The following is a 26,416-nucleotide window of genomic DNA, read 5'->3' on the forward strand; positions in this document are numbered from 1 at the left end:
GTGCCCCGGGGGTCGTCCGGTTCATGCCTCCCGGGACGTCCGGTAGCGCCTCCCGTACGTCCGGTAGCGCCTCCCGTACGTCCGGTCTATGCCTCCCGTACCCGCAGGGCGCGTGCCAGGTCGTCGAGTTGGTCGGCGAGCTTGCGGCGCAGGGACGGGATGGCGTCGTCGTCGCCGAGGCAGGCCTCGCCCAGGCTGAGGGTGTGCGGGTCGACGGCGTACACGGGGAAGGCCCAGCGGCCGGCGGCGTCGGCGATGGCGGGGCCGCGGCGGTCGGCGAGGGCGACGGCGTCCTGGAAGTAGCGGGGGACGTACTGCTGCAGGAGGTCGGTCTGTTCGGGCTGCCAGAAGCCCTGGGCGGTGGCGGTGAACAGGTAGTTGGAGAGGGTGTCGTCGGTGAACATCGCCTCCCAGGCGCGCTGCTTGGCCTCCTGGTCGGGCAGGGCGGCCCGGCAGCGGGCGGCGCCTTCCTGGCCGGTGGCGCTGGGGTCGCGTTCGAGTTCGGCCGTGATGGCGGCTTCGTCGGTGGCGCCGAGGACGGCGAGCCGGGACAGGACGCGCCAGCGCAGCTCGGGGTCGAGTTCGGGGCCGCCGGGGACGGTGCCGTCGGCGAGCCAGGCGGCGATGGTGTCGGGGTGGGCGGCGACGTCGATGAAGTGGCGTACGGCGATGAGGCGCAGGCCGGGGTGGTCGCCGTCCTCGGTGCGGCGGATGAGGTCGCGGCACAGGGCGGTGAGGGTGGCGAGCGCGGCGGGCCGCTGTTCGGGCTTCAGGTAGCGGTCTGTGACCTGGGCGGCGGCGAAGGCGAGGACGCCCTGTACGAGGGCGAGGTCGGTCTCGTGCGGGAGGTGGGTGCGGGCGGCTTCCAGGTAGGCGGAGGCGGGAAGTTCGCCGTCGCGGACGGCGTCCCTGAGGGCGTTCCAGACGACCGCGCGGGTGAGGGGTTCGGGCAGGCCGGAGAGGGCCGCCTGGACGGTTTCGAAGGAGCGGGGGTCGAAGCGGACCTTGGCGTAGGTGAGGTCGCCGTCGTTGAGGAGGAGCAGTGCGGGGCGTTTGCCGATGGGGCGGGCGGTGGTGTGCGGGACGTCGAGGTCGAGGCGGTCGCGCAGGACGAGGTGGCGGCCCTCGTCGGCGACGTCCTGGTCGTAGAGGCCGACGGCGATGCGGTGGGGGCGGCTGCCGGTGTGGTCGACGGTGAGGGTGCAGGTGCCGTCGTCGCCGGGGGTGACGCGCGGGGTGAGGGTGTCGACTCCGGTGGTGCGCAGCCAGGTGTCGGCCCAGGCGTGGACGTCGCGGTCGGTGCCGGCGGCGAGGGAGTCGATGAAGTCGGCGAGGGTGGCGTTGGCGAACTTGTGGCGGGCGAAGTGGGTGTTGATGCCGTCGAGGAAGTCCTTCTCGCCGAGCCAGGCCACCAGCTGGCGGAGTGCGGAGGCGCCCTTGGCGTAGGAGATGCCGTCGAAGTTGAGCATGGCGGACGCGGTGTCGGGGACGGCGGCCGGGTCGGGGGCGACGGGGTGGGTGGAGGGGCGCTGGTCGGCGTCGTAGCCCCAGGCCTTGCGGGCGACGCCGAAGTCGGTCCAGGTGTCGGTGAAGCGGGTGGCTTCGGTGAGGGTCTGGTAGCCCATGTACTCGGCGAAGGACTCGTTGAGCCAGATGTCGTCCCACCACTGGAGGGTGACGAGGTCGCCGAACCACATGTGGGCCATCTCGTGGGCGATGACCATGGCGCGGGTCTGGCGTTCGGTGTCGGTGACGGCGGAGCGGTAGACGAACTCGTCGCGGAAGGTGACCAGTCCGGGGTTCTCCATGGCGCCGAAGTTGAACTCGGGGACGAACGCCTGGTCGTAGGAGTCGAAGGGGTAGGGCTCTTCGAACTTCTCGTGGTAGCGGTCGTAGCACTGCTTGGTGATGTCGAGGAGTTCGTCGGCGTCGGCGTCCAGGTGGGGGGCGAGGGAGCGGCGGCAGTGGATGCCGAAGGGCAGGCCGCGGTGTTCGGTGCGCACGGTGTGCCAGGGGCCGGCGGCGACGGCGACGAGGTAGGTGGAGATCGGTGGGGTGGGTGCGGCCCGCCAGTGGCCGTCGCCGAGGTGTTCGGTGGTGCTGTTGGCGAGGACGGTCCAGCCTTCGGGGGCTTTGACGGTCAGGTCGAAGACGGCCTTGAGGTCGGGCTGGTCGAAGGCGGGGAAGACGCGCTTGCAGTCCTCCATGGCGAGTTGGGTGTAGAGGTAGGTCTCGCCGTCGGTGGGGTCGGTGAAGCGGTGCATGCCCTCGCCGGTGCGGGAGTAGTGCATCGCCGCGTCGACGCGCAGTTCGTGCTCGCCGGGGGTGAGGTTCTTCAGGTGCAGCCTGTTCTCGTCCAGGGTTTCCGGGTCGAGGGGGTGTCCGTCGAGGGTGACGGCGCGCAGTTCGGCGGGCCTGACCTCGACGAAGGTGTCCGTGGTGTCCTGGTCCGCGCGGACGGTGAACCGGATGACGGTGCGGGAGTCGAAGGTCTCGTCGCCGGTGCTCAGATCGAGGTCGATCGTGTAGCTGTGGACGTCGAGGAGCTTGGCACGGGTCTGCGCTTCGTCGCGCGTCAGTACGGACATGCAGGACATGCTGCCTGATGCCGCTGACCTGGCACAGAGGCGGATCGGTACGCGGCCTATGTCCGGTCCTGTTCGAGCTCCCCGGTGTGCGCCCCCTGGCCGCGCTGGAAGGGAACGCGGGCGTGAGGGTGGGGCAGTGCGGGGCGGTCGGGGTGTTCGTCGGCCTCGCCGTGGTCCTTGACGAGGGCGCGTAGTTCCCGGACCTCGTGTTCGAGGGCGAGGTGGCGTTGGTGGGCGTCGAACAGGTAGCGGACCTTGGTACGCAGCGCCCAGGGGTCGATGGGTTTCATGACGAGGTCGGCGACGCCGAGTGCGAAGGCGGTGGTGGTCAGTTCGTGGTCGGCGCCGAAGCCGGTGAGGAGGATGACGGGTATGTGCTGGGTCTGTTCGACGCGGCGCATGTAGCGCACCACGTCCAGGCCGCTGACGCCGGGCATGCGCACGTCGAGCAGGAGGAGACCGACCAGGCCGCGCAGTACCTGTTTGAGGGCTTCGTCGCCGCTGGTGGCGCGGCCCAGCCGGTAGCCCAGCGGGGCCAGGGCGCTTTCCAGGGCGTACAGGGTGTCCTCGTGGTCGTCGACGATGAGGATCTTGGCATCCGACGGCATGGCCCGGCGTCCCTCCCTCGTGGACAGACCAGCTTGTGTCCGAGGAGCTGACGGGGCGTGCTCGTCAGCTGACAAGGAGTGCACAGCGCAGCATGCCTCTCGGGAGCCTCCCTGTCACGTCCTCGGGGGCGTCGGGGAGGTCAATTCGCCAGGGGCGTGGGGTCGTTGACGGCGTCCTCGGCGATGCGCTCGTGGTGCCTGATCACTTCGGCGATGATGAAGTTCAGGAACTTCTCGGCGAAGGCCGGGTCGAGTTTGGCGTTCTCGGCGAGGGTGCGCAGGCGTTCGATCTGCCGGGCCTCGCGGTCCGCGTCGGCGGGCGGCAGCTGGTGTCTGGCCTTGAGGTGGCCGACCTGCTGGGTGCACTTGAAGCGTTCGGCGAGCATGTGGACGACGGCCGCGTCGATGTTGTCGATGCTGTCGCGCAGCCGGGCGAGTTCCTCGCGGACGGCGGGGTCGACGTCCGGGGTCTGGGTGTTGCGGGTGGTCATGACGGATCAGCCTACGTGGCGTGGGGGCGGTCGATCATGGGTGGATCGTCGGGGTCGGGGACCTGGTTGCTCCAGCCGCCCGGAACCACGCGGCTCTCCTGGGCGCGGAAGCGGACGGGGGCCATGCCGACGCGGCGGGTGAACAGGCGGGAGAAGTAGGCCGGATCGTCGTAGCCGACGCGGCGGGCGACGGCGGCGACGGGCAGTTCGGTGGCGGCGAGGAGTTCCTTGGCGCGGCCGAGGCGGATGCCGAGCAGGTAGTCCTTGGGGCTGCAGCCGGCGCCGCGGCGGACGGCGGTGCGCAGTTCGGCGGTGGTCATGCCGTGCCGGGTGGCGTGGTCGGCGACCGACAGCGGCAGACACGCGTCGCGGGCGAGGGCCTTGAGGACGTGGTCGCCGTCGGGTGCGAGGTCGGCGCGGGCGCGGCGCAGGGCGACGAGGAGTTCGTGGACGGCGGCGCCGGTCTCCACCTCCAGGAGGGGGTTGTCGCGGCGGGCGGCGCGGGCGATGCGGGTGATGACGGCACGGGGGCCGGTGGCGTCCGAGAGAGGCACGACGGGTCGGTCGGGTTCGATGTAGCCGAGTTCGGTGTACGTGGCGGTGGCAGGTCCGGTGAAGCCGACGAAGCCCTCGTCCCAGCCGGCGCCGGGGTCGGGTGCGTAGTGGTGCGGGACGCCCGGGGTGAGCCACAGCAGAGCGGGTGCGGTGACGGTGGTGCGGCGCCCGTCGGGGGTCAGGTACCAGCCGCTGCCGGCGCTGATGACGACGGCGACGTGGCTGTCGAGGGTGCGGGGGCCGACGGTGGGCAGGGCGCCGTACTGGAGGCCGACGCCGAGGCAGACGAGGCCGAGCCGGTGGTGGGCGGGGCCGGGCGTGAGGAACCGCATCCAGGTGTGGTACATCCGCGGTCCTCCGGCGGTCGTACGTGTGTCCAAGCAGCGTCGATCTTTGTCCATGGACGTGATCGACGCCAGGGGGTGAGGGTGGGGCGCATGAGCGAGTTCGCCGTGGGGGACACGGATTTCCTGCTGGACGGGCGGCCGGTGCGGCTGTTGTCCGGTGCGCTGCACTACTTCCGGGTGCACGAGGGGCAGTGGGGGCACCGGCTGGCGATGCTGCGGGCGCTGGGCCTGAACTGTGTGGAGACGTACGTGCCGTGGAACCTGCACGAGCCGGCGCCGGGTGACTTCCGTGACGTCGAGGCGGTGGGCCGGTTCCTGGACGCGGCGCGTCAGGCGGGCTTGTGGGCGATCGTGCGGCCGGGGCCGTACATCTGTGCCGAGTGGGAGAACGGCGGGCTGCCGCATTGGCTGACGGGGCGTTTGCGCACGCGTGACGAGCGTTTTCTGCGGCCTGTGGAGGACTGGTTTCGGCGGCTGCTGCCGGAGGTGGTGTCCCGGCAGGCCGACCGGGGCGGCCCGGTGGTCATGGTGCAGGTGGAGAACGAGTACGGCAGTTACGGCTCGGACGCGGACTACCTGGGCCGCCTGGCGGACCTGCTGCGGTCGCAGGGGGTGACGGTCCCGCTGTGCACGTCGGACGGTCCGGAGGACCACATGCTCAGCGGCGGTTCGGTTCCCGGTGTGCTCGCCACGGTCAACTTCGGCTCCGACGCGCGCGGGGCGTTCGAGTCGCTGCGCCGGCACCGCTCGGGCGGGCGGCAGGGCGGGCCGTTGATGTGCATGGAGTTCTGGTGCGGGTGGTTCGACCACTGGGGCGGCGAGCACGTCCTACGGGATCCCGTCGAGGCCGCGGCGACGCTGCGGGAGATCCTGGAGTGCGGGGCGTCGGTCAACCTGTACATGGCGCACGGCGGCACCAGTTTCGCGGGCTGGGCGGGTGCCAACCGGGGTGGCGGCGTGATGCACGACGGGCCGCTCGAGCCGGACGTGACGTCGTACGACTACGACGCGCCGGTCGACGAGTTCGGCGCGCCCACGGAGAAGTTCTGGCGGCTGCGTGAGGTCCTCGCCGAGTACGCCGACGGTCCGCCGCCCGCGCCTCCGCCCGCGCCGCCGGCGTTGCGTGGGCCGGCCGAGGTGCGTCTGACCGGTTGGGCGTCCCTGTCGGCCGTACTCGACGCGCGCGGGGGACCCGAGCGCGTCCGGCCCGTGCCCCCGACCTTCGAGGAGCTGGACGTGGACCGGGGGCTGGTGCGCTACGAGGTGACGGTGCCGGGGCCGCGGCGGCCGTATCCGCTGACCGCGCGCGGGCTGCGGGATCTGGCCGTGGTGTACGTCGACGGGGAGCGGGCCGGCGTGCTCACCGAGGACGACGACCGTCTCGAGGAGCCCGTCGCGGGGTACGCGCGCGTGGAGCTGTGGGTGGAGTCCCTGGGGAGGGTCAATTACGGTCCGCGGACGGGCGAGCCCAAGGGCGTCACCGGTGGTCTCCTGCACGAGCGCCAGTTTCTGCACGGGGTACGCGCGCGCGGGCTGCGCCTGGACGCCCTGGACGACATCGAGGGCATCGCCTTCCAGTCGCTCCCCCGCGACTCGGTGCCCGGGCTGTACCGGGCAACGGTCGAGGTCCGCGGCGCCGGGGACGCCTGCCTGGACCTGCCGGGCTGGACCCGTGGCTTCGTGTGGATCAACGGCTTCAACCTGGGCCGGTACTGGGCGGCGGGTCCCCAGCGGTCGCTGTACGTGCCGGGGCCGGTGCTGCGGGAGGGGGTGAACGAGGTGTGGGTGCTGGAGTTCGAGGGGGCGCCGGCCGGGCCGGGGCCGCTGCTCAGGAGCCGATGACCTTGTGGAGGTGCACGTCCTGGTGCCCGCCGGGGATGCCTTCGGTGCGGCCCGTCTCGCGGAACCCGAGCCCTCGGTAGAAGTTGGGCGCCTGGAAGGTGAAGGAGGACACGATCATCTCGGTGCAGCCCCGCCGCACCGCCTCCGCCTCGGCCGCCCGCATGAGCCGGCTCCCCCAGCCGGCGTGCCGCTGGTCCGCGCGCACCCACAGCATGTCGACGGCACAGCAACTGCCCCAGATCCAGGCGGTGAGCCCGCCGACGAGTTCGCCGGCGGCGTCGTCCAGGCGGACGGTGAGCGGCTGCGGGGTGCCGGCGCCGGTCGCCTCGGCGTTGAAGGCGGTGAGTTCGTCGTCGAGGCGCTGCTGAAGGGTTTCGTCCTTGCCGCCCACGCTCAGGGAGGCGGCGGTCTCGGATCCTTGTTCGGTGGTCACGGCCGGAGTATGCCAGGGGGCTGGATCCGACCAGGGATTTTCCGCCAGGAGCCTCGTAGAGTGGAACCGGGTTCACGGCCTCTTGGGGGTACGGGCGTGGCGAACGACGGACCGGTCGAGCACGGCTACCCGCATCTGGAGACGGTGCGGGCCGCGGTCACCGCGCTGTACAGGCGGCTGTCGTACGACACCATCCAGACGTTCGGGGCCAGCGTGCCCCCGGTCGACGTGGCGTTCTGCGACACCGACGACCTGTATCTGGGGACGCAGCGGGTCGCCCGCGAGCTGGTGCGGCACTATCGGCTGCCGGATGCCCGGATGGTCGTCAGTTTCCGGGAGATGACGCATGCGGCGAACGTCGAACTCACCGCCGGTCCGGAGTACTTCGTCGAGCTGAACGACCGGTTCCGCACCCACCGCCGGGACATCGGCGCGGCCCTCGCCCACGAGGTGATGCACGTCTATCTGCACCGCCTGGACCTGTCGTTCCCCGGCACCCGGGACAACGAGATCCTCACCGACACCGCGGCTGCCTACCTGGGTGCCGGCTGGCTGCTCCTCGACGCGTACCGGGAGGACGCCTCGTCCTCGCAGAAGCTCGGCTACCTCACCCCCGAGGAGTTCGGTTACGTCCTCGCCAAGCGTGCCCTGGTCTTCGGTGAGGACCCGTCGGTGTGGTTCACCAGCCCGCAGGCCTACACGGCGTACGCCAAGGGCAGGGCAAGGGCCCGCGAGGACGAGCAGCAGCCCCCGCTCACGGCCGCCGGCTGGGCGGGGCGCCGCCGCTACGTCCGCGACCGGCGGCACGCGCCCGGTCCCCAGCCGGGCGTCCCCTACACCTTCAGCCCGGACAGCGGCGGCCACCTGCGGGTCTCCTTCCCCTGCCCGACCTGCCACCAGCGGATCAGGGTGCCGGTGCGGGGGCGGGTGCGGGCCCGGTGTTCGTTGTGCAGGTCGGTGCTGGAGTGCGACACGTAGCGAGCCGGTGCCTCCGGAAACAACAGGACACAGCAGGAGGCACCAGGAGGCAGCAAGAGACAGCTCCCCTACTCGGTCCGCAGAGCCGTCGCCGTGCGGGTCCTCGCCGCCCAGCCAGCCGGGAGCAGCGCGCCCAGCAGGGCGATGGTGACGCCGGCCAGCCCCAGCAGCGCCAGCCGCGCGGTGTCGTACACGTCGAGGACCGACGGCGGCAGGTCGGTGCCCGCCGCGTGTCCCATGACCGGCAGTACGTAGGCGTGCAGGGCGAATCCGGCCGGTACGCCGAGCAGTGCGCCAAGTACGCCGATCCCGGCCACCGAGGCCAGGACGAGGCCCACGGTCTGGCGTGGCGACATGCCGAGCGCCTTGCACACGCCCAGGTCGTGGACGCGCTCGCGGGTGTCGAGGACCACGGAGTTGAGCACGCCCAGTCCCGCGACGGAGACCAGCATGAGCGTGAGCAGCGCGGCCATCGCGTTCAGGATGAGGACCATGTTGTCCTGCCCCGAGGGGGAGTTGGCGCTCGCGTCGGCGCCCAGGGGCCTGACCGTCGCCGCGAGGTTACGGGCGTAGTCGGTGGCCGTGACGCCCGGCTTCACCTCGACGAGGAACACGCCGGGTTCGGCCGCCGGGAAGTCGGCGAGGTTCGCGTGGACCTCCAGGTTGTCGTCGGAGGTGTCGAAGGCCTCGCCGACGATGCGCAGGGTCTGCGCGCGTCCCTGGTGGGTCACCCGTACGGTGTCGCCGACCTCGGTGCCGGTCTTCTCCAGGAAGCCCGAGGGCACGACGACCTGCCCCCGGCCGCTGATCCAGTGGCCGGAGATCATGTCGTAGGCGCCGGAGCGGGAGTCGCCCTGGTAAAGGCTGGCCCGGACGATGCCGGAGACCCCGCCGACGGTGACGTCCGCCTGGGTCTTGCCGTAGTAGGCGGCCGTGCCGGCCTGCGCCTCGATGGCGGCACGCACGCGTGCCGGGTCGGCGGCGGCCGGGAGCTCGGCGGTGCCCGCCGCGGGGGCGGGTCCGTGGGCGACGGGCGGTCCGCCGGCGCCGGTGAAGACGGTGACCGCGGCGCGGTTCTCGGGATCCTGTGCCTCGCCCACCGCGTTCAGGGACGAGGTCAGGCCCAGCGCGAAGGTCGCCGCGACCGTGCCGAAGGCCACCGCGAGCAGCATGGCGGCGGTGCGGACCGGGTGGGCGAAGGGTGCGGCGAGGCCGTAGGTCACCGCGCGGGGCAGCGGCAGCCGGCCCGCCGCCCGGTGTGCCCACTGGCCGCGTCCGGTGCGGGGCGCGCGGCCGACCGCGATGGCCTCGACCGTGCGCAGCCGTCCGGCCCGCAGCGCGGGGATCAGCGCCGCGATGCCGACGACCAGCAGCGCGGCGGCGGGTACGACGACGTCCACCCACCAGGCCACTGTCAGGGAGGCGGTGCCGTACACCTGCTCGGTGTTGTCCAGCAGCGGTACGGCCAGGAGGTTTCCGAGGACGACGCCGAGGGCGATGCCGACGGCCGCCGGGATGAGTGCCTGGGCGACGTAGGCGCGCACGACCTCGCGCGGCGTGAAGCCGATGGCCTTCAGGATGCCGATCCTGCGCAGGCTGGTGCCGACCGCGCCGCTGACCACACTGCCGACGATGATCAGCGACATCGCGATGCCGAGCACGCCGAACGCGATGAGGAACGGGATGGTGGGCGCCGCGCCCGCGTCGGCGGCACGCTTGGTGTCCAGGTAGGACCGGGTGCCGAGGAGCGCCCCTTCTGGTACGGCGACGGTGAGCTTCTTGCGGGCGGCGGCGATCTGGCCGCTGGTGTCGGCGGAGTCGAGGCGGTAGAGCATCTGGTCGGCGACCGGGGTGTCCTTCGAGGCCAGTGCCGTGACCTGGGCGGGGGTCGCCCAGGCATCGGCGGTCCGGGCGGCCGAGACGGCGACGCCGACGACGGTCAGGGTGGGGGCGTCGGCGGCGTCCGAGGTCCTCAGTTTCGTGCCGAGCTCGAAGGCGGGGCCGGCGACCTGAGCGGTGAGGACGATCTCCCCCGGCTTCCTCGCCCAACGGCCCGAGGACAGGTCCAGGTCGTCCACGTCGGCGTGCGGGGCGGACCGCCCGGCCAGGGTGAGGGGCGGTTGCAGGTGGCCGCCGCGCTCGTCCACGGCGCGGATCGTCGTGACGGGGTACGGTCCCGCGGTCGCGGTGACGCCGTCCAGGCGGCCGGTGGCCTCGAGCTGTGCCGTGGTCGCCTTCGCCGGGTCGTACTCCGCGGTGATGTGGGCACCGCTCTGGCGGGCGAAGGCCTTGTCGAAGGGCGCGTCCGCGGCGACCATCAGCGATCCGGCGACCACGGCCGAGGCCACGGCCATCATCAACGCCACGGCGATCACCACGGTCTGCACCCGCCGCCGGCCCACCCCGGAGCGGACGACCCGGGCGAGCGCCCCGCCACCGAAACCGCTCATCGGACGGCCTCCACCGTGGTGTCGAGGGCGAGATGGCCGTCCACCAGGTGGATCGTGCGGCTCGCGCAGGCCCGGGCCAGCGCGAGGTCGTGGGTGACCAGCACGATGGTCTGGCCGCCGCGGTGCAGATCGACCAGCAGGTCCCGTACGTCCTGGCCCGACGCGGTGTCGAGGGCTCCGGTCGGCTCGTCGGCGAGCAGCAGCGCGGGCCGGTTGACCAGGGCGCGGGCGACCGCGACCCGTTGGCGTTCGCCGCCGGACAGGCGGCCCGGGTAGGCGTGGGCGTGCTTCTGGATGCCGAGCAGTTCCATGAGCTCGCCGGCGCGGCTTGTGGCCTGGCGGCGCGTGGTGCCGGTCAACTGGGCAGGGAGCTGGATGTTGTCGGCGACGGTGAGGTCGTCGAGCAGGTTGAAGAACTGGAAGACCATGCCGATCCGTTCACGGCGGTAGCGGGCCAGGGCGTGCTCGCTCAGGTGGTCGATACGCCGCCCGGCGACGGTCACCGTGCCCTCGGTCGGCCGGTCCAGGCCGGCGACGAGGTTCAGCAGCGTGGACTTGCCGCTGCCGGAGGGGCCCGTGACGGCGAGGGCCTCGCCCTGCGCGACCGCGAGGTCGAGCGGTCCGAGGACGGGTGCGCCGGCGCTGTCGTAGCGTTTGGCCACGCCCGCCAGTTCGATCACGTGGGTCGTGGGGGCCAGGGGAGTCGTCGGTGCCAGGGAGGTCATGGGAGTCGTCCGTCCTTACGGTCGCTCGTGCCCGGTCGGGTCCCGGCGAAGGTGTCGGGGTCCCCGCGAAGGTGTCGGGGTCCCGGCGAACCTAGGGGCGGGGCCTCGTCGAGCGCGTCGGCCGCGGCACCGACATGCGGCCCTCCCCGCGGAGGACCCGTGCGCGGGGTCATCCCTGCGAAGTACGCCTGCGGGACGGCGCCTTGGCCGACCTGGTCGTCCAGGCGGACGCGGCCTGCGCGCATCGGCCACACAATGAGCCGATGGACACGGAGGAGCGGCCCGGGTGGCGCCGGCAACTGCGTGACGCGCTGCGGCCGGAGGCGAAGGGCGCCCCGCTGTCACGGCGCGCGATGCGCGCCGACGTGGTGCTGGCGGTCGTCCTGACGGTGGTGGCGCTGGTCGTGGCGGCGCGGTACCCCGGTGACGGACCGGCGTTCGTCGTGCCGAGGGACGAGTACGGGGTGCCCATCCCGCCCTATCCACCGACGCCTGGGACACCGGTCGTGGAGGACGAGATCTCCGCTCCGCCCTGGCCGCTCGTGCTGCTGTCGGCGCTGCCGCTCGCGGCCCGGCGCCGGTATCCGCTGGCCGTGTTCGCGATGGTGCTGGTAGCGGCGCTGGGCATCGGGGACCGTGCCACCTGGATCACCGTGCTGACCTGTGTCATCGGCGCCTACAGCGCGGTGAAGCACAGTCGGTACCGGACACTGGCGCCGGCCTGTCTGGTCGTCGCCGCCGTGCCGGCCGGCTTGGCGTTCCGGCAGACGGATCCGATCCTGCCGGGGTGGTCGAGTCCCGTGGTCGTGCTGCTGGCCGCCGGGGTGCTGGCCGGGACGGTCCGGTTCTGGCAGCGGCGCCTGGCAGCCGGCCGCGACCGGTTCGCCGAGCTGCAGCGGGCTCAGGAGGAGGACATGCGCCGGGCGGTCGAGGAGGAACGGGCGCGGATCGCCGCCGAGTTGCACGACGTGGTGACCCACAATGTGAGCGTGATGGTCATCCAGGCGGGGGCGGCCCGCAAGGTGATGGACGCGGCACCGGAGCGGTCCAAGGAAGCGCTGCTGGCGGTGGAGGCCGGCGGCAGGGCCGCGATGGCCGAACTGCGCCATGTGATGGGCCTGTTGGCGGCCCCGGACCTCGGCGGCACCGACACTCCCGTCGACGGTCTGGAGCCGCAGCCCGGCCTCGGGCAGCTCGACGCGCTGATCGAGCGGGTGCGCGCCGCCGGAACCCCGGTGGGCGTCGCCGTGTCACTGCCACCGCAGCCGCTGCCGCCCGGGGTGGATCTGGCGGCGTACCGCGTGGTGCAGGAGGCGCTGACCAACACGATCAAGCACGCGCCCGGCGCCGACGCCGGCGTCACGATCGGCTACACCGGCGACACTCTGGAGATCGAGGTCACCGACACCGGCGCCGTCCGCGACTCCTCGTCCGTGGACGGCAACGGCCGCGGGCTGATCGGGCTGCGTGAACGCCTCGCGGTCTACGGCGGTGAGCTGACGGCAGGCCCCACCCTCGCCGGCGGCTACCGGATCACGGCCCGGATCCCCTGGCGGGCGGCGTGAACCGGCCGCCGGCGCTGCGCGCCGTCATCGCCGACGACCAGGCACTCGTACGGACCGGTTTCGGGATGATCCTGGCAGCGGACGGCATCGAGGTGACGGCCGAGGCGGCCGACGGGGCGGAGGCGGTCGCCGCGGTCCGGCGCACCCGGCCCGACGTGGTCCTCATGGACATCCGGATGCCCCGGATGGACGGCATCGAGGCCACCCGGCGCATCCTCGCCGACAGTGACCCGGCCGGCCTGCGCGTCATCATCCTGACCACCTACGACCTCGACCACTACGTCTACGCAGCGCTCACCGCCGGGGCCAGCGGCTTCCTGCTCAAGGATGTCACCCCCGAACATCTGGTGGCCGCCGTACGCCTCGTGCAGTCCGGCGACGCCCTGCTCGCTCCCGCCATCACCCGCCGCCTGATCGAACGCTTCGCCCACCGCGAGGAGGCCCGGCCGGCCACCCTCCCCCGCGACCTGTCCGACCTCACCCCCCGCGAGCTGGAGGTACTGCGGCTCCTCGCGACGGGCCTGAGCAACGCCGAACTCGCCGACCGGCTGTTCCTCAGCCCCACCACGGTCAAGACCCACATCGGCCGCATCCTGTCGAAACTGGACCTCCGCGACCGCGTCCAGGCGGTCGTCCTCGCGTACGAGACGGGGCTGGTGGCGCCCGGGGATCCGACGGGGAGCGGTTGACGCGGGGCACGCGGTAGGGCCGGGCTTCCGCACCCTGGGCCGACGACCGACTGGCCGTGAGGCGTTCGGCCGTGACGACCGCCCGGCCGCCGAACCCAGTCACGACGACCGAGCCGCCGAAGCCGGTGGCGCCGGGAAACCCGACGAGGGACGGACGACGCCGGACACACGGCGGAACCGGGCCGCAGCCGCCCCTGGGCCGACCACCGACGGGCCGTGATGCGCCGGCCATGACGACCACCCGGCCGCCGAACCCAGTCACGACGACCGAGCCGCCGAAGCCGGTGGCGCCGGGAAACCCGACGAGGGACGGACGACGCCGGACACACGGCGGAACCGGGCCGCAGCCGCCCCTGGGCCGACCACCGACGGGCCGTGATGCGCCGGCCATGACGACCACCCGGCCGCCGAACCCAGTCACGACGACCGAGCCGCCGAAGCCGGTGGCGCCGGGAAACCCGACGAGGGACGGACGACGCCGGACACACGGCGGAACCGGGCCGCAGCCGCCCCTGGGCCGACCACCGACGGGCCGTGATGCGCCGGCCATGACGACCACCCGGCCGCCGAACCCAGTCACGACGACCGAGCCGCCGAAGCCGGTGGCGCCGGGAAACCCGACGAGGGACGGACGACGCCGGACACACGGCGGAACCGGGCCGCAGCCGCCCCTGGGCCGACCACCGACGGGCCGTGATGCGCCGGCCATGACGACCACCCGGCCGCCGAACCCAGTCACGACGACCGAGCCGCCGAAGCCGGTGGCGCCGGGAAACCCGACGAGGGACGGACGACGCCGGACACACGGCGGAACCGGGCCGCAGCCGCCCCTGGGCCGACCACCGACGGGCCGTGATGCGCCGGCCATGACGACCACCCGGCCGCCGAACCCAGTCACGACGACCGAGCCGCCGAAGCCGGTGGCGCCGGGAAACCCGACGAGGGACGGACGACGCCGGACACACGGCGGAACCGGGCCGCAGCCGCCCCTGGGCCGACCACCGACGGGCCGTGATGCGTCGGCCATGAGCGCCGGCGTGGGAGACGGGCGACAGGACGCGGTGCGGACGCGCGGCGTCCTGCCGGGGGTGCCGGGCCGTCCGAGCCGCCGCGCAGCCGGGGCCGTCCGCGCCCAGCCGCTCCATCGGGGTGCTCCCGGGCGGCTGTCCCGACCTGCCCTGCCCCACCCGGCTCCGGCGGCCCTACCCCGCCCCGTACACCGCCCCCGGAACCTCCGCCTCGGCCAGGAGTTTCAGCGTCGCGTCTCCCGCCTCGGACGGTGTCCACCGTGCGCCCCGGTCGGCGCTCGGCCCCGGGCGCCAGCCCTCCATGACGGTGATCCGGCCGCCCTCGGCCTCGAAGACCCGGCCGGTGACGCCCGCGCTCGCGGGCGAGCCGAGCCACACCACCAGCGGCGACACGTTCTCGGGGGCCATCGCGTCGAAGCCGCCCGCGGGGGTCGCCATCGCCTCCGCGAAGGTTTCCTGCGTCATCCGGGTCCGGGCGGCCGGGGCGATCGCGTTGACCTGCACGCCGTACCGGCCCAACTCCGCCGCCGCGACCAGCGTCAGCCCGACGATGCCGGCCTTCGCGGCGCTGTAGTTCCCCTGTCCGACCGACCCCGACAACCCCGCTCCGCTGCTGGTGTTGACGACCCTCGCCACCGGCGCCCGCCCCGCCTTCGCCTCCGCCCGCCAGTGCGCCGCCGCGTGCTTGAGCGGCAGGAAGTGCCCCTTCAGATGAACGCGTACGACCGCGTCCCAGTCGTCCTCGTCGAGGTTGACCAGCATGCGGTCGCGCAGGAACCCGGCGTTGTTGACGAGGGTGTCGAGACGGCCGTACGTGTCCAGGGCGGCGCGTATGAGGGAGGCCGCGCCCTCGGTCGTGGCGATGTCGCCGCCGTGGGCTGTCGCGTCACCGCCGGCCGCGCGGATCTCGTCGGCGACTCGACGGGCCGGGTTGTCGGCACCCGGCGTGCCGTCGAGGCCGACGCCGAGGTCGTTGACGACGATCCGGGCGCCCTCGGCGGCGTACGCCAGGGCGTGCGCGCGACCGAGCCCGCGGCCGGCGCCCGTGACGATGACGACGCGTCCCTCGCACAGCGGCCGTGCACTCATCTCGGCTCTCCTTGTCGACGGTTGCCGGCGGTTGCGGCATCGAGGAAGGCGGGACGCTCCCCGCCCCCGTGGACGAGCAGTGAGGCGCCGCTGACGTACGCGGCGGCGTCGGACGCGAGGAAGACCGCGGCGGCGCCGACGTCGGAGGGTTCGGCCAGCCGGCCCACGGGGACGGTGCGGGCGACGGCGGCGATGCCGTCGGGCCCGCCGTAGTGGAGGTGGGACAGCTCGGTGCGGACCATGCCGACGACGAGAGTGTTCACCCGGATCTCCGGCGCCCATTCGACGGCCATCGAGCGGGCCAGGTGTTCCAGGCCGGCCTTGGCCGCCCCGTACGCCGCCGTGCCGGGCGAGGGGCGGCTGCCGCTGACACTGCCGATCATCACGATCGAGCCCCGGGCACGCTTGAGGTGGTCGTACGCGGCGAGGGACACGGTCAGCGGGGCGAGGAGGTTCAACTCGACGACGCGCCGGTGCCGTTCGGGCTCGGCCCGCGCGAGCGGGCGGTACGGGGCGCCGCCGGCGTTGTTGACCAGGACATCGACACGGGGCAACTCGGCGAAGAACCGCCGTACGGACTCGCCGTCCCGGACGTCCAGCGGGACGAACCTGGTCTTCGGCACCGGGACTTCCGGCGGCCGGCGCGCGCAGACCACGACCTCCGCACCCACCTCCGCCAAGGCCCACGCGATGCCGGCGCCGACGCCGCGGGTACCGCCGGTGACTACCGCGACCTTCCCGTTCAGCTCCATTCGCCGCTACCCTTCACCTAACAAACGTTTGGTGGAAAGGTAGCTGATGCGTCCATGGGTGTCTCCACCTCGTCCCCGGAAAAAGGGCCCGAAACCTCTGGCATAGCCGTCGTCACGGTCGACTTCCCGCCGGTGAACGCCCTGCCGGTGCAGGGCTGGTTCGCACTGGCCGACGCCGTCCGCGCGGCCGGCCGGGACCCCCGGATCCGGTGCGTGGTGCTGACCGCCGAGGGGCGCGGTTTCAACGCGGGTGTGGACATCAAGGAGATACAGGCGCAGGGGCCGCAGGCGCTGATCGGCGCGAACCGCGGCTGTTTCGAGGCGTTCGCGGCGGTGTACGAGTGCGAGGTGCCGGTCGTCGCGGCCGTACAGGGCTTCTGTCTGGGCGGCGGGATCGGCCTGGTGGGGAACGCGGACGCGATCGTGGCGAGCGAGGACGCGGTCTTCGGCCTGCCCGAGCTGGACCGCGGCGCGCTCGGCGCGGCCACCCACCTGTCCCGGCTGGTCCCGCAGCACCTGATGCGCGCCCTGTACTACACCTCGCGCACCGCGACCGCGGCCGAGCTGCACGCGCACGGCTCGGTGTGGCGGGTCGTCCCGCGCACGCAACTACGCGAAGCAGCCCTCGATCTGGCCCGCGAGATCGCCGCCAAGGACGGCCACCTCATCCGGCTGGCCAAGGCGGCCATCAACGGCATCGACCCCGTCGACGTGCGCCGCGGCTACCGCTTCGAACAGGGCTTCACCTACGAGGCCAACCTCAGCGGGGTCGCCGGCCGGGTCCGCGACTCCTTCGGCAAGGAGGCCGCCCGATGAGCGACAAGACCATGTCGGCCCAGGAGGCCGTCGGCCGCCTGGAGAGCGGAATGACCCTCGGCATCGGCGGCTGGGGCTCACGCCGCAAACCGATGGCACTGGTACGAGCCCTGCTCCGCACCGGCATCAGCGACCTCACCGTCGTCTCGTACGGCGGCCCGGACGTCGGCCTGCTCGCCGCCGCCGGACGGATCCGCAAGCTCGTCACCGCCTTCGTGACCCTCGACTCGATCCCCCTGGAACCCCACTACCGGACGGCACGCGAGCGGGGCGGCTTCGAGCTGATGGAGATCGACGAGGCGATGTTCATGTGGGGGCTGCACGCGGCCGCCAACCGCCTGCCGTTCCTGCCGGTGCGGGCCGGTCTCGGCTCGGACGTGATGCGGGTCAACCCCGGCTTACGGACGGTCACTTCGCCCTACGAGGACGGGGAGACGTTCGTGGCCATGCCCGCGCTGCGCCTGGACGCGGCCCTCGTCCACATGAACCGCGCGGACCGGCTGGGCAACGGCCAGTACCTCGGCCCGGACCCGTACTTCGACGACCTGTTCTGCGAGGCGGCCGACGCGGCGTACGTGTCGTGCGAGCGGATCGTGGACACGGCCGAGCTGACGAAGGAAGCCGCCCCCCAGACACTGCTGATCAAACGCCACACGGTCACGGGCGTCGTCGAGGCCCCGAACGGCGCCCACTTCACGTCCTGCGCCCCCGACTACGGCCGGGACGAGGCGTTCCAGAAGCGGTACGCCACCACGCCGTGGGCTCAGTTCGCGGCGCGGTTCCTCGACGGGGAGGAGCACGCCTACCAGAAGGCAGTCGGGGAAATCAGGGAGGGGACATGACCGCCGTCACCCGTGCCGAGTACTGCGTGATCGCCTGTGCCGAGGCCTGGCGGGACGCGGGCGAGATCCTGGCGAGCCCCATGGGCCTGATCCCCTCCGTCGGCGCCCGCCTCGCCAAGCGCACCTTCGCCCCCGACCTGCTGCTGACCGACGGCGAAGCCACGCTCGTCGCCCCGGACGGCACCGTCGAGGGCTGGCTGCCCTACCGCCAACACCTCACCCTGGTCACCGGCGGGCGGCGGCACGTGATGATGGGCGCGAGCCAGATCGACCGCTACGGCAACCAGAACATCTCCTGCGTCGGCGACTGGGCGCGGCCGAAGCGGCAGCTGCTCGGGGTGCGGGGAGCCCCGGTCAACACCCTGAACAACCCGACCAGTTACTGGATCCCGCGGCACTCCCGGCGGGTCTTCGTCGAGCGCGTCGACATGGTGTGCGGGGTGGGATACGACCGTGCCGCCGAGCATCCGGTAACGGCCCGCTTCCACCGCCTCCCCCGGGTCGTCACCGACCTCGGTGTCTTCGACTTCGCCACCCCCGACCACTCGATGCGGCTGGCCTCGCTGCACCCGGGCGTCACCGTGGACCAGGTCGGACAGGCCACCGGCTTCGAACTGACCGTGCCGGACGAGGTGCCGTACACCCGTGAACCGACGCCCCGTGAACTGGAGTTGATCCGCGAGGTGATCGACCCGGAGAGCGCCCGCACCCGTGAGGTGCCGGACCGGGAGGCCGGCTGATGGAGACCGCCCTCACCCGACTGGTCGGCGTCCGGCATCCGCTCGTGCAGACCGGCATGGGCTGGGTGGCGGGCCCCCGTCTGGTCTCCGCGTCGGCAGACGCGGGCGCGCTCGGCATCCTGGCCTCCGCGACGATGACCCTCGACCGGCTGCGGGACGCCGTACGGGAGGTCAAGTCCCGTACGGACCAGCCGTTCGGGGTGAATCTGCGCGCGGACGCCGGGGACGCAGGCGACCGGGTACGGATCATCGTCGACGAGGGCGTACGGGTCGCGTCCTTCGCCCTCGCGCCCTCCCCCGAGCTGATCGCCGAGCTCAAGGCGGCGGGCGTCGTCGTCATTCCCTCCGTGGGCGCCCGGCGGCATGCCGAGAAGGTCGCGGCGTGGGGCGCGGACGCGGTGATCGTGCAGGGCGGCGAGGGCGGCGGGCACACCGGAGAGGTGGCGACGACCGTGCTGTTGCCGCAGGTGGTGGACGCCGTCGACATACCGGTCGTGGCGGCGGGCGGTTTCCACGACGGGCGGGGCCTGGTCGCGGCGCTGGCCTACGGCGCGGCGGGCGTCGCCATGGGCACACGGTTCCTGCTCACCTCGGACTCGACGGTGCCGGACGCGGTGAAGGCGCGCTATCTGGCGGCGACGGTCCGGGACGTGACGGTGACGCGGGCGGTCGACGGCCTGCCGCACCGCATGCTCCGTACGGAACTGGTCGAGGCCCTGGAGCACGCCGGCCGCACGCGGGCCCTGCTCCAGGCCGTGCGAAGAGCGGCGGGCTTCCGCGAGCTGTCCGGACTGACCTGGCGCCGGCTGGTCCGCGACGGGCTCGCCATGAAGCACGGCAAGGACCTGACCTGGAGCCAGGTCCTGCTCGCCGCGAACACGCCGATGCTGCTGAGGTCGGCGATGGTGGACGGCCGTACGGATCTCGGAGTCATGGCCGCGGGGCAGGTCGCCGGGGTGATCGACGACCTGCCGTCGTGCGCGGAGCTGGTGGAACGGATCATGAAGGAGGCGGAGGAGGTACGGGAACGGCTGCGGACGTCCCCGTGAGGGTCACAGCCTCTCGATGATCGTCACGTTGGCCTTCCCGCCGCCCTCGCCCATGGGCACGACCCCCGGACGGCTCCCTCGCACTGCTCGGCCCCAGGGGCTGCCAGGCTTCGGGAGCCTGCGCCGGATTCCGTCCGCCGGCGTGGGCGGCCGGGCCCGCGCCGCTCTCCCGGTGGCCGCTCTCCGCAGAGCCGCCCTCCTCAGAGCCGCTCGATGATCGTGACATTCGCCTGACCGCCGCCCTCGCACATGGTCTGCAGGCCGAACCGGCCTCCGGTGCGCTCCAGTTCGTGCAGCAGGGTCGTCATCAGCTTGACGCCCGTCGCGCCCAGCGGATGGCCGAGAGCGATCGCACCGCCGTTGACGTTGACCTTGTCGGGGTCGGCGCCGGTCTCCTTCATCCAGGCCAGGACGACCGGGGCGAAGGCCTCGTTGATCTCGACGAGGTCGATGTCGTCGAGGGACAGGCCGGTCTTCTTCAGGGCGTGGGCGGTGGCCGGGATGGGCGCGGTCAGCATGCGGATGGGGTCCTCGCCGCGCACGGAGAGGTGGTGCACGCGCGCGCGGGGACGCAGCCCGTGCTCGTGCACCGCCCGCTGTGAGGCGAGCAGCATGGCGGCCGCGCCGTCGGAGACCTGCGAGGAGCAGGCCGCGGTGACCGTGCCGCCGTCGATGACCGGCTTCAGCGCGGCCATCTTCTCCAGCGAGGTGTCCCGGCGTGGGCCCTCGTCGACGGCGGCCTGGCCGTAGGCCACGATCTCCCGCTCGAAGCGTCCCTCGTCGACGGCCCGCAGGGCCCGCCGGTGCGACCGCAGCGCGAACTCCTCCTGGTCCTGCCTGCTGATGGCCCACTTGGCGGCGATCATCTCGGCGCCGGCGAACTGGTTCACCGCCCGGTCCCCGTACCGCGCCCGCCAGCCCTCGCTGCCCGCGAAGGGACCCTCCGTGAAGCCCAGGGGCTCGGCGGCCTGCCGGGTCGCGAAGGCGATCGGTATCTGCGACATGTTCTGCACACCGCCGGCGACGACGAGGTCCTGCGTCCCGGACAGCACGGCCTGCGCGGCGAAGTGCACCGCCTGCTGCGAGGAGCCGCACTGCCGGTCCACCGTCACCCCCGGCACCTCCTCGGGCAGCCCGGCCGCCAGCCAGCAGGTCCGCGCGATGTCCCCGGCCTGCGGGCCCACGGCGTCCAGGCAGCCGAAGACGACGTCCTCGACCGCGGCCGGGTCGACACCGGAGCGCGCGACCAGTGCCTTCAGCACGTGTGCGCCGAGATCGGCCGGGTGGACCCCGCTCAGTCCTCCCCCGCGCCGCCCGACGGGCGTGCGGACCGCTTCGACGATGTAGGCCTCGGCCATGGCAACTCCCTCACAGATGGGGGCTATTCGCGTACGGCGATCCCGTCCAGCACCATCGACAGGTACTGCCGGGCGATCTCCTCCGGGCTGTGCTGTCCGCCGGGCCGGTACCAGGACGCGGCGACCCACACGGTGTCGCGCACGAACCGGTAGGTGAGGCGGACGTCGAGGTCGGCCCGGAACACCTCGGCGGCGACCCCGCGTTCCAGCGTGGACAGCCACGCCTTCTCGAACCTGCGCTGCGACTCGGCGAGGAACGCGAACCGGTCCTGCGTGACGAGCTGTCTGCTCTCCTTCTGGTAGATCGCGACGGCGGCGCGGTGCCGGTCGATCTCCCGGAACGACTCGGTGACCAGGGCTTCGAGGGTCTCGCGCGGCCCCGACTCGCCTTCCAGGACGGTGTCGTAGCCGTCCCACAGCTCGTCGAGGAAGGTCCGCAGGATCTCTTCGAGCATCGACTCCTTGGAGTCGAAGTGGTAGTAGAGGCTGCCCGCGAGCATGCCCGCGTGGTCCGCGATCTTGCGGACGGTGGTGGCGTTGTAGCCCTGCTCGGCGAAGACCTCGGCGGCGGTGTCGAGGAGTTCGCGGCGGCGGTCGCGGGCGGCGGTAGCCGCGGCGGGCTCTGTGGCGGTCACCTGGGGCTTCTTCTTGGTCGGCACGGGTCCATTGTGGTCTGCTCCGGTCCTCAGGCGTGCTGGCTGCTGACCGGGACGACCTCTCCCGTCATGTACGAGGAGTAGTCCGACGCCAGGAACACGATCACGTTGGCCACCTCCCAGGGCTCGGCGTACCGCCCGAAGGCCTCGCGCGAGGTCAGCTCCTCCAGCAGTTCGGGGGTGGTCACCTTCACCAGGTGCGGATGCATGGCGAGGCTCGGTGCCACGGCGTTGACCCGCACTCCGTACGCGGCCGCCTCGACCGCCGCGCATCGGGTCAGTGCCATCACTCCAGCCTTGGCGGCGGCGTAGTGCGCCTGCCCGGCCTGGGCGCGCCAGCCGACCACGGAGGCGTTGTTGACGATCACGCCTCCGGTGTCTCTCATGAGGCGAAGGGCTGCTCTCAGGCACCGGAACGTGCCGTTCAAGGTCACGTCCAGCACCGTCGACCACTGCTCGTCGGTCATGTCGACGAGCGGCGAAGTCCCGCCGAGGCCAGCGTTGTTGACGACGACGTCCAGTCGTCCGTGCTCCTGTACGGCGGCGTCGAACAGGGCCCGCACCTGTGCCTCGTCGGTGACATCGCAGGCAAGCGCCGCCACCGCCCCCGGGAATTGGCGGCTCAGCTCGCTCTCGTGCTCCTTCAGTCGCCGCGTGTGCGCGTCGCTGATCAGCACGCGCGCCCCTTCCTCCAGGAAGCGGCGCGCGGTCGCCCCGCCGATCCCCGCGCCGGCCGCCGCGGTGATGACGGCCGTGCGCCCGCCGAGCAGGCCGTGCCCGGGAACGTACGCGGGAGCCTCGACGTTCGTCATGACAGCACGCTAACCTACCAAACACTTGTTAGGGAAGGAGGGTGACCGTGGACCTGGCCCACTCCCCCGCCGACGAGGCGTTCCGCGCCGAGGCCCGGGCCTGGCTGCACGCGCACGTGCCGTCCGTTCCCCTCCCGTCCCTGGAGACCGAGGAGGGTTTCGCGGCGCACCGCTCGTGGGAGGCCGAACTCGCCGCGGACCGCTGGTCGGTGGTGAACTGGCCGACGGCCTACGGCGGACGGGACGCGGGCCTGATCCGGTGGCTGGTCTTCGAGGAGGAGTACTACGCGGCGGGCGCGCCGGGAAGGGTCGGCCAGAACGGGATCAACCTCCTCGCCCCGACCCTCTTCGACCACGGCACCGAGGAGCAACGCGCGCGTGTGCTCCCTCCGATGGCCTGTGGCGAGGTGGTCTGGGCGCAGGCCTGGTCGGAGCCGGAGGCGGGTTCGGACCTGGCGTCCCTGCGGTCGAGGGCGGTCCGTACGGACGGCGGCTGGCTGCTGAGCGGGCAGAAGACCTGGTCCTCGCGCGCGGCCTTCGCGGACCGCGCGTTCGGCCTGTTCCGCAGCGAGCCCGGCACCCCGAAGCCGCACCAGGGCCTCACCTACCTGATGTTCGACCTGCGCGCCCCGGGCGTCACGGTCCGCCCGATCGGCCGCCTCGACGGAAAACCGGCCTTCGCGGAACTCTTCCTGGACGAGGTGTTCGTGCCGGACGAGGACGTGATCGGCGAGCCCGGGCAGGGCTGGCGCGTCGCCATGTCGACAGCGGGCAACGAACGCGGCCTGACCCTGCGCTCCCCCGGCCGCTTCCTGGCGAGCGCCGCCCGGCTGTCCGAGCTCTGGCAGGCACAGGGCAGCCCACCGAGCGCCGGCCACCGCGTGGCCGACGCCCTCATCGGTGCCCGCGCCTACCAGCTCTTCACCTATGCCGCCGCCTCCCGGTTCCTCGACGGCGAGTCGATCGGCCCCGAGTCCAGCGTGAACAAGGTCTTCTGGTCCGAGTACGACATCGCCCTGCACGAGACGGCACTCGATCTCCTGGGGCCGGAGGGCGAGCTGTCCGACACGGGCTGGTCCGAGGGGTACGTCTTCTCCCTCGCCGGCCCGATCTACGCCGGAACCAACGAGATCCAGCGCGACATCGTCGCCGAACGCCTGCTGGGCCTGCCGAAGGGGCGCCGCTGATGCGCTTCCTCCTGGACCCCGAGCAGCGCGCCTTCGCCGACGCGCTGGACGCGATGCTGACCGGCGAGGACACCCCTTCGGTGGTCCGGGACTGGAGCCGGGGCGAGCACGCGAGCGGCCGTGCGCTGTGGCGCCGTGTCGCGGAGGCGGGCGTGTTCGCGCTGGCGGTCCCGGAGGCGTACGACGGGCTGGGCCCCCGTCCCGTGGAGGTCGCCGTCGCCTTCCTGGCCTTGGGGCGGCACGCGGTGCCGGGGCCGTTGGTGGAAACGGTGGCGGCGGCCGTGCTGCTCGCCGGACTGGACGACGCGGGCCCGGCCGAACGCCTGCTGCCGGCGCTGGCTTCGGGCGAGTCGACGGCGACGCTGGCGGTGGGACCGTACGCGCTGGACGCGGACGTGGCCGACGTACGGCTGGCGGTGTCGGGCGCGAGCGAGCTGCGCCTGGCCCCCGCGCCCGGTGCCCCGCGCCCCTCCCTCGACCCCGCCCGTCGGCTCTTCCCTGCACCGCCCGGAGGAGAACTCCTCGCCACCGGCCCGCAGGTCACCACGGCCACCGCCCTCGCCCGCACCTGGGCCCGCCTGGCCACCGCCGCCCAGGCCCTCGGCGTCGGCCTCGCCCTGCTCGACAGAACCGTCGCGTATGTCAGGCAGCGCACCCAGTTCGGCGTCCCCGTCGGCTCGTTCCAAGCGGTCAAGCACCGCCTGGCCGACGCCAAGATCGCGCTGGAGTTCGCGCGCCCCCTGCTCTTCGGCGCCGCCCTGACGATGACCGAGCGGGACGTGGCCGCGGCGAAGGTCACGGCCTGTGAGGCGGCGTACACCGCCGCTCGCACGGCCCTGCAACTGCACGGTGCGATCGGCTACACGGCGGAGTGCGACCTGTCGCTCTGGCTCACCAAGGCCCGCGCCCTGCGCACCGCCTGGGGAAGCCCCGACGAGTGCCGGGCAGCCGTCCTGTTCAGTGATGGCGATCGCCGCTCGTGAGCTCCCGGTACTCCTCGGCCGTGGGTTTCGTGATCCGCTTCCCGGGCCCGAACATCGCCCTGGCGAACCGCGCCCGCATCCGGTGGGAGACCTTGACCGGCCGCCGTACACCGCCCGCGTCGACGCGCGGCCCGACCTCGTACGGCGGCTCCTGCTCGTGCTGGGTGAGCGTGAACAGCTGCGCCTGCGAGACGGGCTCGTGGACCTCGACGTACTCCCCGTGCGGGAGCCGTTTGACCGTGCCGGACTCCCTGCCGTGCAGCACCTTGTCCCGGTCGCGGCGCTGGAGCCCGAGACAGATCCGTTTCGTCACCGTGAAGGCGAGGACCGGCATCACGAACACGGAGATGCGCACGAACCAGGTGATCGCGTTGATGGACAGATGCAGATGCGTGGCCACGATGTCGTTGCCGCCGCCGATCAGCAGCACCGCGTACAGGCTCAGCCAGGCGGCGCCGAGACCGGTGCGCACGGGCATGTTGCGCGGCCGGTCCAGGATGTGGTGCTCGCGTTTGTCGCCGGTGATCCACGCCTCGATGAACGGGTACAGGCCGATGGCGAGCAGGATCAGCGGGAAGAGGGTGAAGGGGATGAAGACGCCCGGCGCCAGGGTGTGACCCCAGAAGTTGATCTCCCATCCCGGCATCACCCGGATCAGGCCCTCGGAGAAGCCCAGATACCAGTCGGGCTGGGCGCCGGTGGTCACCAGGTCCGGTCGGTAGGGTCCGAAGGCCCATACGGGGTTGATCTGTGCGATGCCGCCGATGAGCGCCAGCATGCCGAAGACCAGGAAGAAGAAGCCGCCCGCCTTCGCCATGTAGACCGGCAGGAAGGGCATGCCGACGACGGACCTGTTGTCGCGGCCGGGCCCCGGGTACTGCGTGTGCTTGTGGTAGAAGACCAGGATCAGATGGGCGACCACCAGGCCGAGCATGATCCCGGGCAGCAGCAGGATGTGGACGGGGTACAGCCGCGCGATGAAGTCCTCCCCGGGGAATTCCCCGCCGAAGAGGAAGAACGCCAGGTACGTTCCCACGATCGGTACGGACAGGATCGCGCCGTGTGCGAAGCGCAGACCGGTGCCGGACAGCAGGTCGTCGGGGAGCGAGTAGCCGGTCAGGCCGGTGACGATGCCGAGGAACAGCAGGGACCAGCCGAACACCCAGTTGACCTCGCGCGGCTTGCGGAAGGCGCCGGTGAAGAACACCCGCATCATGTGCACCAGCATGCCGGTGACGAAGACCAGTGCGGCCCAGTGGTGGATCTGCCGGATGAGCAGCCCGCCGCGCACGTCGAAGCTGATGTCGAGCGTGGATTCGTAGGCCCGGGTCATCAGGACGCCGTTGAGCGGTTCGTAGGAGCCGTTGTAGACGACTTCGCTGGTGCTCGGATCGAAGAACAGGGTGAGGTAGACACCGGTGAGGATCAGGACGAGGAAGCTGTAGAGGCAGACCTCGCCCAGCATGAACGACCAGTGGTCCGGGAACACCTTGCGCATGTTGGCCTTGGCCAGCCCGTAGAGCCCGAGCCGCCCGTCCGCCCAGTCGGCGAGCTTCTCGCCCCTGGCGGGGGGCTCCCTGCGGGAGCGTGCGGAACCCCTTGTCTCATCCACCGGTCGTACGCCGTCCATACGCGTCGCCTCCCCGTCGGATCCCATTCAGACTGACACGACGGTCACCCTTGGGCCAACGGTGCGAGCGGACGAGTGAGCGGGGAGAGTCACCCGCACATGCGGCGGCGCCAGCCCCTGTCCGGTCGGGGACTGGGGCAGGCGCCGTCTCGTGTTCCGTACGCCTTTGTACGGGACGCTTTGGGTGGCCGAGGTCGTCAGAC

Annotated in this window: 23 protein-coding genes; 10 read left to right on the plus strand and 13 right to left on the minus strand. The window is 72.4% G+C overall.

Features of this window, described 5'->3' with window-relative positions; translation table 11 throughout:
* Positions 1-86: 86 nt before the first annotated feature.
* The 4 genes from pepN to ACWBNA_RS44995 all read right to left on the minus strand — a co-directional run bounded on the left by pepN (position 87) and on the right by ACWBNA_RS44995 (position 4,589).
* Positions 87-2,588, minus strand: a complete 2,502-nt coding sequence (gene pepN / locus ACWBNA_RS44980) for an aminopeptidase N (protein WP_482710386.1) — start codon at positions 2,586-2,588, stop codon at positions 87-89.
* A 56-nt stretch (positions 2,589-2,644) separates the two neighbouring features.
* The gene (locus ACWBNA_RS44985) at positions 2,645-3,196 is read right to left on the minus strand and encodes a response regulator (protein ID WP_482710387.1); all 552 of its coding nucleotides are present in this window, start codon (positions 3,194-3,196) and stop codon (positions 2,645-2,647) included.
* 140 nt (positions 3,197-3,336) lie between these two features.
* A complete protein-coding gene (locus ACWBNA_RS44990) occupies positions 3,337-3,687 on the minus strand; it encodes a chorismate mutase (RefSeq protein WP_482710388.1) in 351 nt (116 codons plus the stop codon).
* Between the two features lie 11 nt (positions 3,688-3,698).
* A complete protein-coding gene (locus tag ACWBNA_RS44995) occupies positions 3,699-4,589 on the minus strand; it encodes a helix-turn-helix domain-containing protein (RefSeq protein ID WP_482710389.1) in 891 nt (296 codons plus the stop codon).
* A gap of 90 nt (positions 4,590-4,679) precedes the next feature.
* On the opposite strand from ACWBNA_RS44995, the gene ACWBNA_RS45000 reads away from it, so the two are divergent.
* Positions 4,680-6,431, plus strand: a complete 1,752-nt coding sequence (locus ACWBNA_RS45000; RefSeq protein WP_482710390.1) for a glycoside hydrolase family 35 protein — start codon at positions 4,680-4,682, stop codon at positions 6,429-6,431.
* Here the strand turns inward: ACWBNA_RS45000 and ACWBNA_RS45005 are convergent.
* Positions 6,418-6,864 carry a GNAT family N-acetyltransferase gene (locus tag ACWBNA_RS45005; protein ID WP_482710391.1) on the minus strand — a complete coding sequence of 149 codons (447 nt, stop codon included), beginning with the start codon at positions 6,862-6,864 and terminating at the stop codon, positions 6,418-6,420. The genes ACWBNA_RS45000 and ACWBNA_RS45005 overlap by 14 nt on opposite strands.
* Positions 6,865-6,960: 96 nt before the next feature.
* Here ACWBNA_RS45005 and ACWBNA_RS45010 point away from each other — a divergent pair, with 96 nt between their 5' ends.
* Entirely contained in the window at positions 6,961-7,842 is an 882-nt protein-coding gene (locus tag ACWBNA_RS45010; RefSeq protein WP_482710392.1) for a hypothetical protein, read from the plus strand.
* A gap of 68 nt (positions 7,843-7,910) precedes the next feature.
* On the opposite strand, the gene ACWBNA_RS45015 is transcribed toward ACWBNA_RS45010, so the two are convergent.
* Together ACWBNA_RS45015 and ACWBNA_RS45020 are read right to left on the minus strand one after the other, a co-directional pair.
* A complete protein-coding gene (locus tag ACWBNA_RS45015) occupies positions 7,911-10,292 on the minus strand; it encodes an ABC transporter permease (protein ID WP_482710393.1) in 2,382 nt (793 codons plus the stop codon).
* Positions 10,289-11,017, minus strand: a complete 729-nt coding sequence (locus tag ACWBNA_RS45020; RefSeq protein WP_482710394.1) for an ABC transporter ATP-binding protein — start codon at positions 11,015-11,017, stop codon at positions 10,289-10,291. Before ACWBNA_RS45020 ends, ACWBNA_RS45015 begins: the two co-directional genes overlap by 4 nt.
* Positions 11,018-11,280: 263 nt before the next feature.
* On the opposite strand from ACWBNA_RS45020, the gene ACWBNA_RS45025 reads away from it, so the two are divergent.
* Together ACWBNA_RS45025 and ACWBNA_RS45030 are read left to right on the plus strand one after the other, a co-directional pair.
* The gene (locus tag ACWBNA_RS45025) at positions 11,281-12,582 is read left to right on the plus strand and encodes a sensor histidine kinase (protein WP_482710395.1); all 1,302 of its coding nucleotides are present in this window, start codon (positions 11,281-11,283) and stop codon (positions 12,580-12,582) included.
* Entirely contained in the window at positions 12,567-13,271 is a 705-nt protein-coding gene (locus ACWBNA_RS45030) for a response regulator (RefSeq protein ID WP_482710410.1), read from the plus strand. Before ACWBNA_RS45025 ends, ACWBNA_RS45030 begins: the two co-directional genes overlap by 16 nt.
* A 1,202-nt stretch (positions 13,272-14,473) precedes the next feature.
* On the opposite strand, the gene ACWBNA_RS45035 is transcribed toward ACWBNA_RS45030, so the two are convergent.
* On the minus strand, positions 14,474-15,388 hold the full coding sequence (locus tag ACWBNA_RS45035; RefSeq protein WP_482710396.1) for an SDR family oxidoreductase: 915 nt from the start codon (positions 15,386-15,388) through the stop codon (positions 14,474-14,476).
* The gene (locus ACWBNA_RS45040; protein WP_482710397.1) at positions 15,385-16,140 is read right to left on the minus strand and encodes an SDR family oxidoreductase; all 756 of its coding nucleotides are present in this window, start codon (positions 16,138-16,140) and stop codon (positions 15,385-15,387) included. The genes ACWBNA_RS45035 and ACWBNA_RS45040 overlap by 4 nt, the downstream gene beginning before the upstream one ends.
* 54 nt (positions 16,141-16,194) lie before the next feature.
* On the opposite strand from ACWBNA_RS45040, the gene ACWBNA_RS45045 reads away from it, so the two are divergent.
* From ACWBNA_RS45045 to ACWBNA_RS45060, 4 genes are read left to right on the plus strand one after another with little or no spacing between them, the layout of a single operon-like run.
* Positions 16,195-16,956, plus strand: coding sequence for an enoyl-CoA hydratase family protein (locus ACWBNA_RS45045; RefSeq protein WP_482710398.1), 762 nt, complete (start codon positions 16,195-16,197; stop codon positions 16,954-16,956).
* Positions 16,953-17,798 carry a CoA transferase subunit A gene (locus ACWBNA_RS45050; protein WP_482710399.1) on the plus strand — a complete coding sequence of 282 codons (846 nt, stop codon included), beginning with the start codon at positions 16,953-16,955 and terminating at the stop codon, positions 17,796-17,798. Before ACWBNA_RS45045 ends, ACWBNA_RS45050 begins: the two co-directional genes overlap by 4 nt.
* Positions 17,795-18,538, plus strand: a complete 744-nt coding sequence (locus ACWBNA_RS45055; protein ID WP_482710400.1) for a CoA-transferase subunit beta — start codon at positions 17,795-17,797, stop codon at positions 18,536-18,538. The genes ACWBNA_RS45050 and ACWBNA_RS45055 overlap by 4 nt, the downstream gene beginning before the upstream one ends.
* Positions 18,538-19,587 carry an NAD(P)H-dependent flavin oxidoreductase gene (locus tag ACWBNA_RS45060; protein WP_482710401.1) on the plus strand — a complete coding sequence of 350 codons (1,050 nt, stop codon included), beginning with the start codon at positions 18,538-18,540 and terminating at the stop codon, positions 19,585-19,587. Before ACWBNA_RS45055 ends, ACWBNA_RS45060 begins: the two co-directional genes overlap by 1 nt.
* A 200-nt stretch (positions 19,588-19,787) precedes the next feature.
* Here the strand turns inward: ACWBNA_RS45060 and ACWBNA_RS45065 are convergent, their stop codons facing one another.
* From ACWBNA_RS45065 to ACWBNA_RS45075, 3 genes are read right to left on the minus strand one after another with little or no spacing between them, the layout of a single operon-like run.
* Positions 19,788-20,945, minus strand: coding sequence for an acetyl-CoA C-acetyltransferase (locus tag ACWBNA_RS45065; protein WP_482710402.1), 1,158 nt, complete (start codon positions 20,943-20,945; stop codon positions 19,788-19,790).
* Between the two features lie 23 nt (positions 20,946-20,968).
* Positions 20,969-21,604, minus strand: a complete 636-nt coding sequence (locus ACWBNA_RS45070) for a TetR/AcrR family transcriptional regulator (protein ID WP_482710403.1) — start codon at positions 21,602-21,604, stop codon at positions 20,969-20,971.
* Between the two features lie 26 nt (positions 21,605-21,630).
* On the minus strand, positions 21,631-22,413 hold the full coding sequence (locus ACWBNA_RS45075; protein WP_482710404.1) for an SDR family oxidoreductase: 783 nt from the start codon (positions 22,411-22,413) through the stop codon (positions 21,631-21,633).
* A 47-nt stretch (positions 22,414-22,460) separates the two neighbouring features.
* Here ACWBNA_RS45075 and ACWBNA_RS45080 point away from each other — a divergent pair, with 47 nt between their 5' ends.
* A complete protein-coding gene (locus ACWBNA_RS45080; protein WP_482710405.1) occupies positions 22,461-23,600 on the plus strand; it encodes an acyl-CoA dehydrogenase family protein in 1,140 nt (379 codons plus the stop codon).
* Positions 23,600-24,583: an acyl-CoA dehydrogenase family protein gene (locus ACWBNA_RS45085; protein WP_482710406.1), complete on the plus strand. Its 984-nt coding sequence runs from the start codon at positions 23,600-23,602 to the stop codon at positions 24,581-24,583. The genes ACWBNA_RS45080 and ACWBNA_RS45085 overlap by 1 nt, the downstream gene beginning before the upstream one ends.
* Here the strand turns inward: ACWBNA_RS45085 and qcrB are convergent.
* Positions 24,558-26,213, minus strand: coding sequence for a cytochrome bc1 complex cytochrome b subunit (gene qcrB / locus ACWBNA_RS45090; RefSeq protein ID WP_482710407.1), 1,656 nt, complete (start codon positions 26,211-26,213; stop codon positions 24,558-24,560). The genes ACWBNA_RS45085 and qcrB overlap by 26 nt on opposite strands.
* Between the last annotated feature and the right edge of the window lie 203 nt (positions 26,214-26,416).

The organism is Streptomyces sp. Q2 (genome assembly GCF_056820935.1).

What these genes read in the sequence shown, in the direction of transcription:
- pepN (WP_482710386.1), bottom strand. Translation starts at nt 2,588, where the DNA reads ATGTCCGTACTGACGCGCGACGAAGCGCAGACCCGTGCCAAGCTCCTC.
- ACWBNA_RS44985 (WP_482710387.1), bottom strand. Translation starts at nt 3,196, where the DNA reads ATGCCGTCGGATGCCAAGATCCTCATCGTCGACGACCACGAGGACACC.
- ACWBNA_RS44990 (WP_482710388.1), bottom strand. Translation starts at nt 3,687, where the DNA reads ATGACCACCCGCAACACCCAGACCCCGGACGTCGACCCCGCCGTCCGC.
- ACWBNA_RS44995 (WP_482710389.1), bottom strand. Translation starts at nt 4,589, where the DNA reads ATGTACCACACCTGGATGCGGTTCCTCACGCCCGGCCCCGCCCACCAC.
- ACWBNA_RS45000 (WP_482710390.1), top strand. Translation starts at nt 4,680, where the DNA reads ATGAGCGAGTTCGCCGTGGGGGACACGGATTTCCTGCTGGACGGGCGG.
- ACWBNA_RS45015 (WP_482710393.1), bottom strand. Translation starts at nt 10,292, where the DNA reads ATGAGCGGTTTCGGTGGCGGGGCGCTCGCCCGGGTCGTCCGCTCCGGG.
- ACWBNA_RS45020 (WP_482710394.1), bottom strand. Translation starts at nt 11,017, where the DNA reads ATGACCTCCCTGGCACCGACGACTCCCCTGGCCCCCACGACCCACGTG.
- ACWBNA_RS45025 (WP_482710395.1), top strand. Translation starts at nt 11,281, where the DNA reads ATGGACACGGAGGAGCGGCCCGGGTGGCGCCGGCAACTGCGTGACGCG.
- ACWBNA_RS45035 (WP_482710396.1), bottom strand. Translation starts at nt 15,388, where the DNA reads ATGAGTGCACGGCCGCTGTGCGAGGGACGCGTCGTCATCGTCACGGGC.
- ACWBNA_RS45040 (WP_482710397.1), bottom strand. Translation starts at nt 16,140, where the DNA reads ATGGAGCTGAACGGGAAGGTCGCGGTAGTCACCGGCGGTACCCGCGGC.
- ACWBNA_RS45045 (WP_482710398.1), top strand. Translation starts at nt 16,195, where the DNA reads ATGGGTGTCTCCACCTCGTCCCCGGAAAAAGGGCCCGAAACCTCTGGC.
- ACWBNA_RS45050 (WP_482710399.1), top strand. Translation starts at nt 16,953, where the DNA reads ATGAGCGACAAGACCATGTCGGCCCAGGAGGCCGTCGGCCGCCTGGAG.
- ACWBNA_RS45055 (WP_482710400.1), top strand. Translation starts at nt 17,795, where the DNA reads ATGACCGCCGTCACCCGTGCCGAGTACTGCGTGATCGCCTGTGCCGAG.
- ACWBNA_RS45060 (WP_482710401.1), top strand. Translation starts at nt 18,538, where the DNA reads ATGGAGACCGCCCTCACCCGACTGGTCGGCGTCCGGCATCCGCTCGTG.
- ACWBNA_RS45065 (WP_482710402.1), bottom strand. Translation starts at nt 20,945, where the DNA reads ATGGCCGAGGCCTACATCGTCGAAGCGGTCCGCACGCCCGTCGGGCGG.
- ACWBNA_RS45075 (WP_482710404.1), bottom strand. Translation starts at nt 22,413, where the DNA reads ATGACGAACGTCGAGGCTCCCGCGTACGTTCCCGGGCACGGCCTGCTC.
- ACWBNA_RS45085 (WP_482710406.1), top strand. Translation starts at nt 23,600, where the DNA reads ATGCGCTTCCTCCTGGACCCCGAGCAGCGCGCCTTCGCCGACGCGCTG.
- qcrB (WP_482710407.1), bottom strand. Translation starts at nt 26,213, where the DNA reads ATGGACGGCGTACGACCGGTGGATGAGACAAGGGGTTCCGCACGCTCC.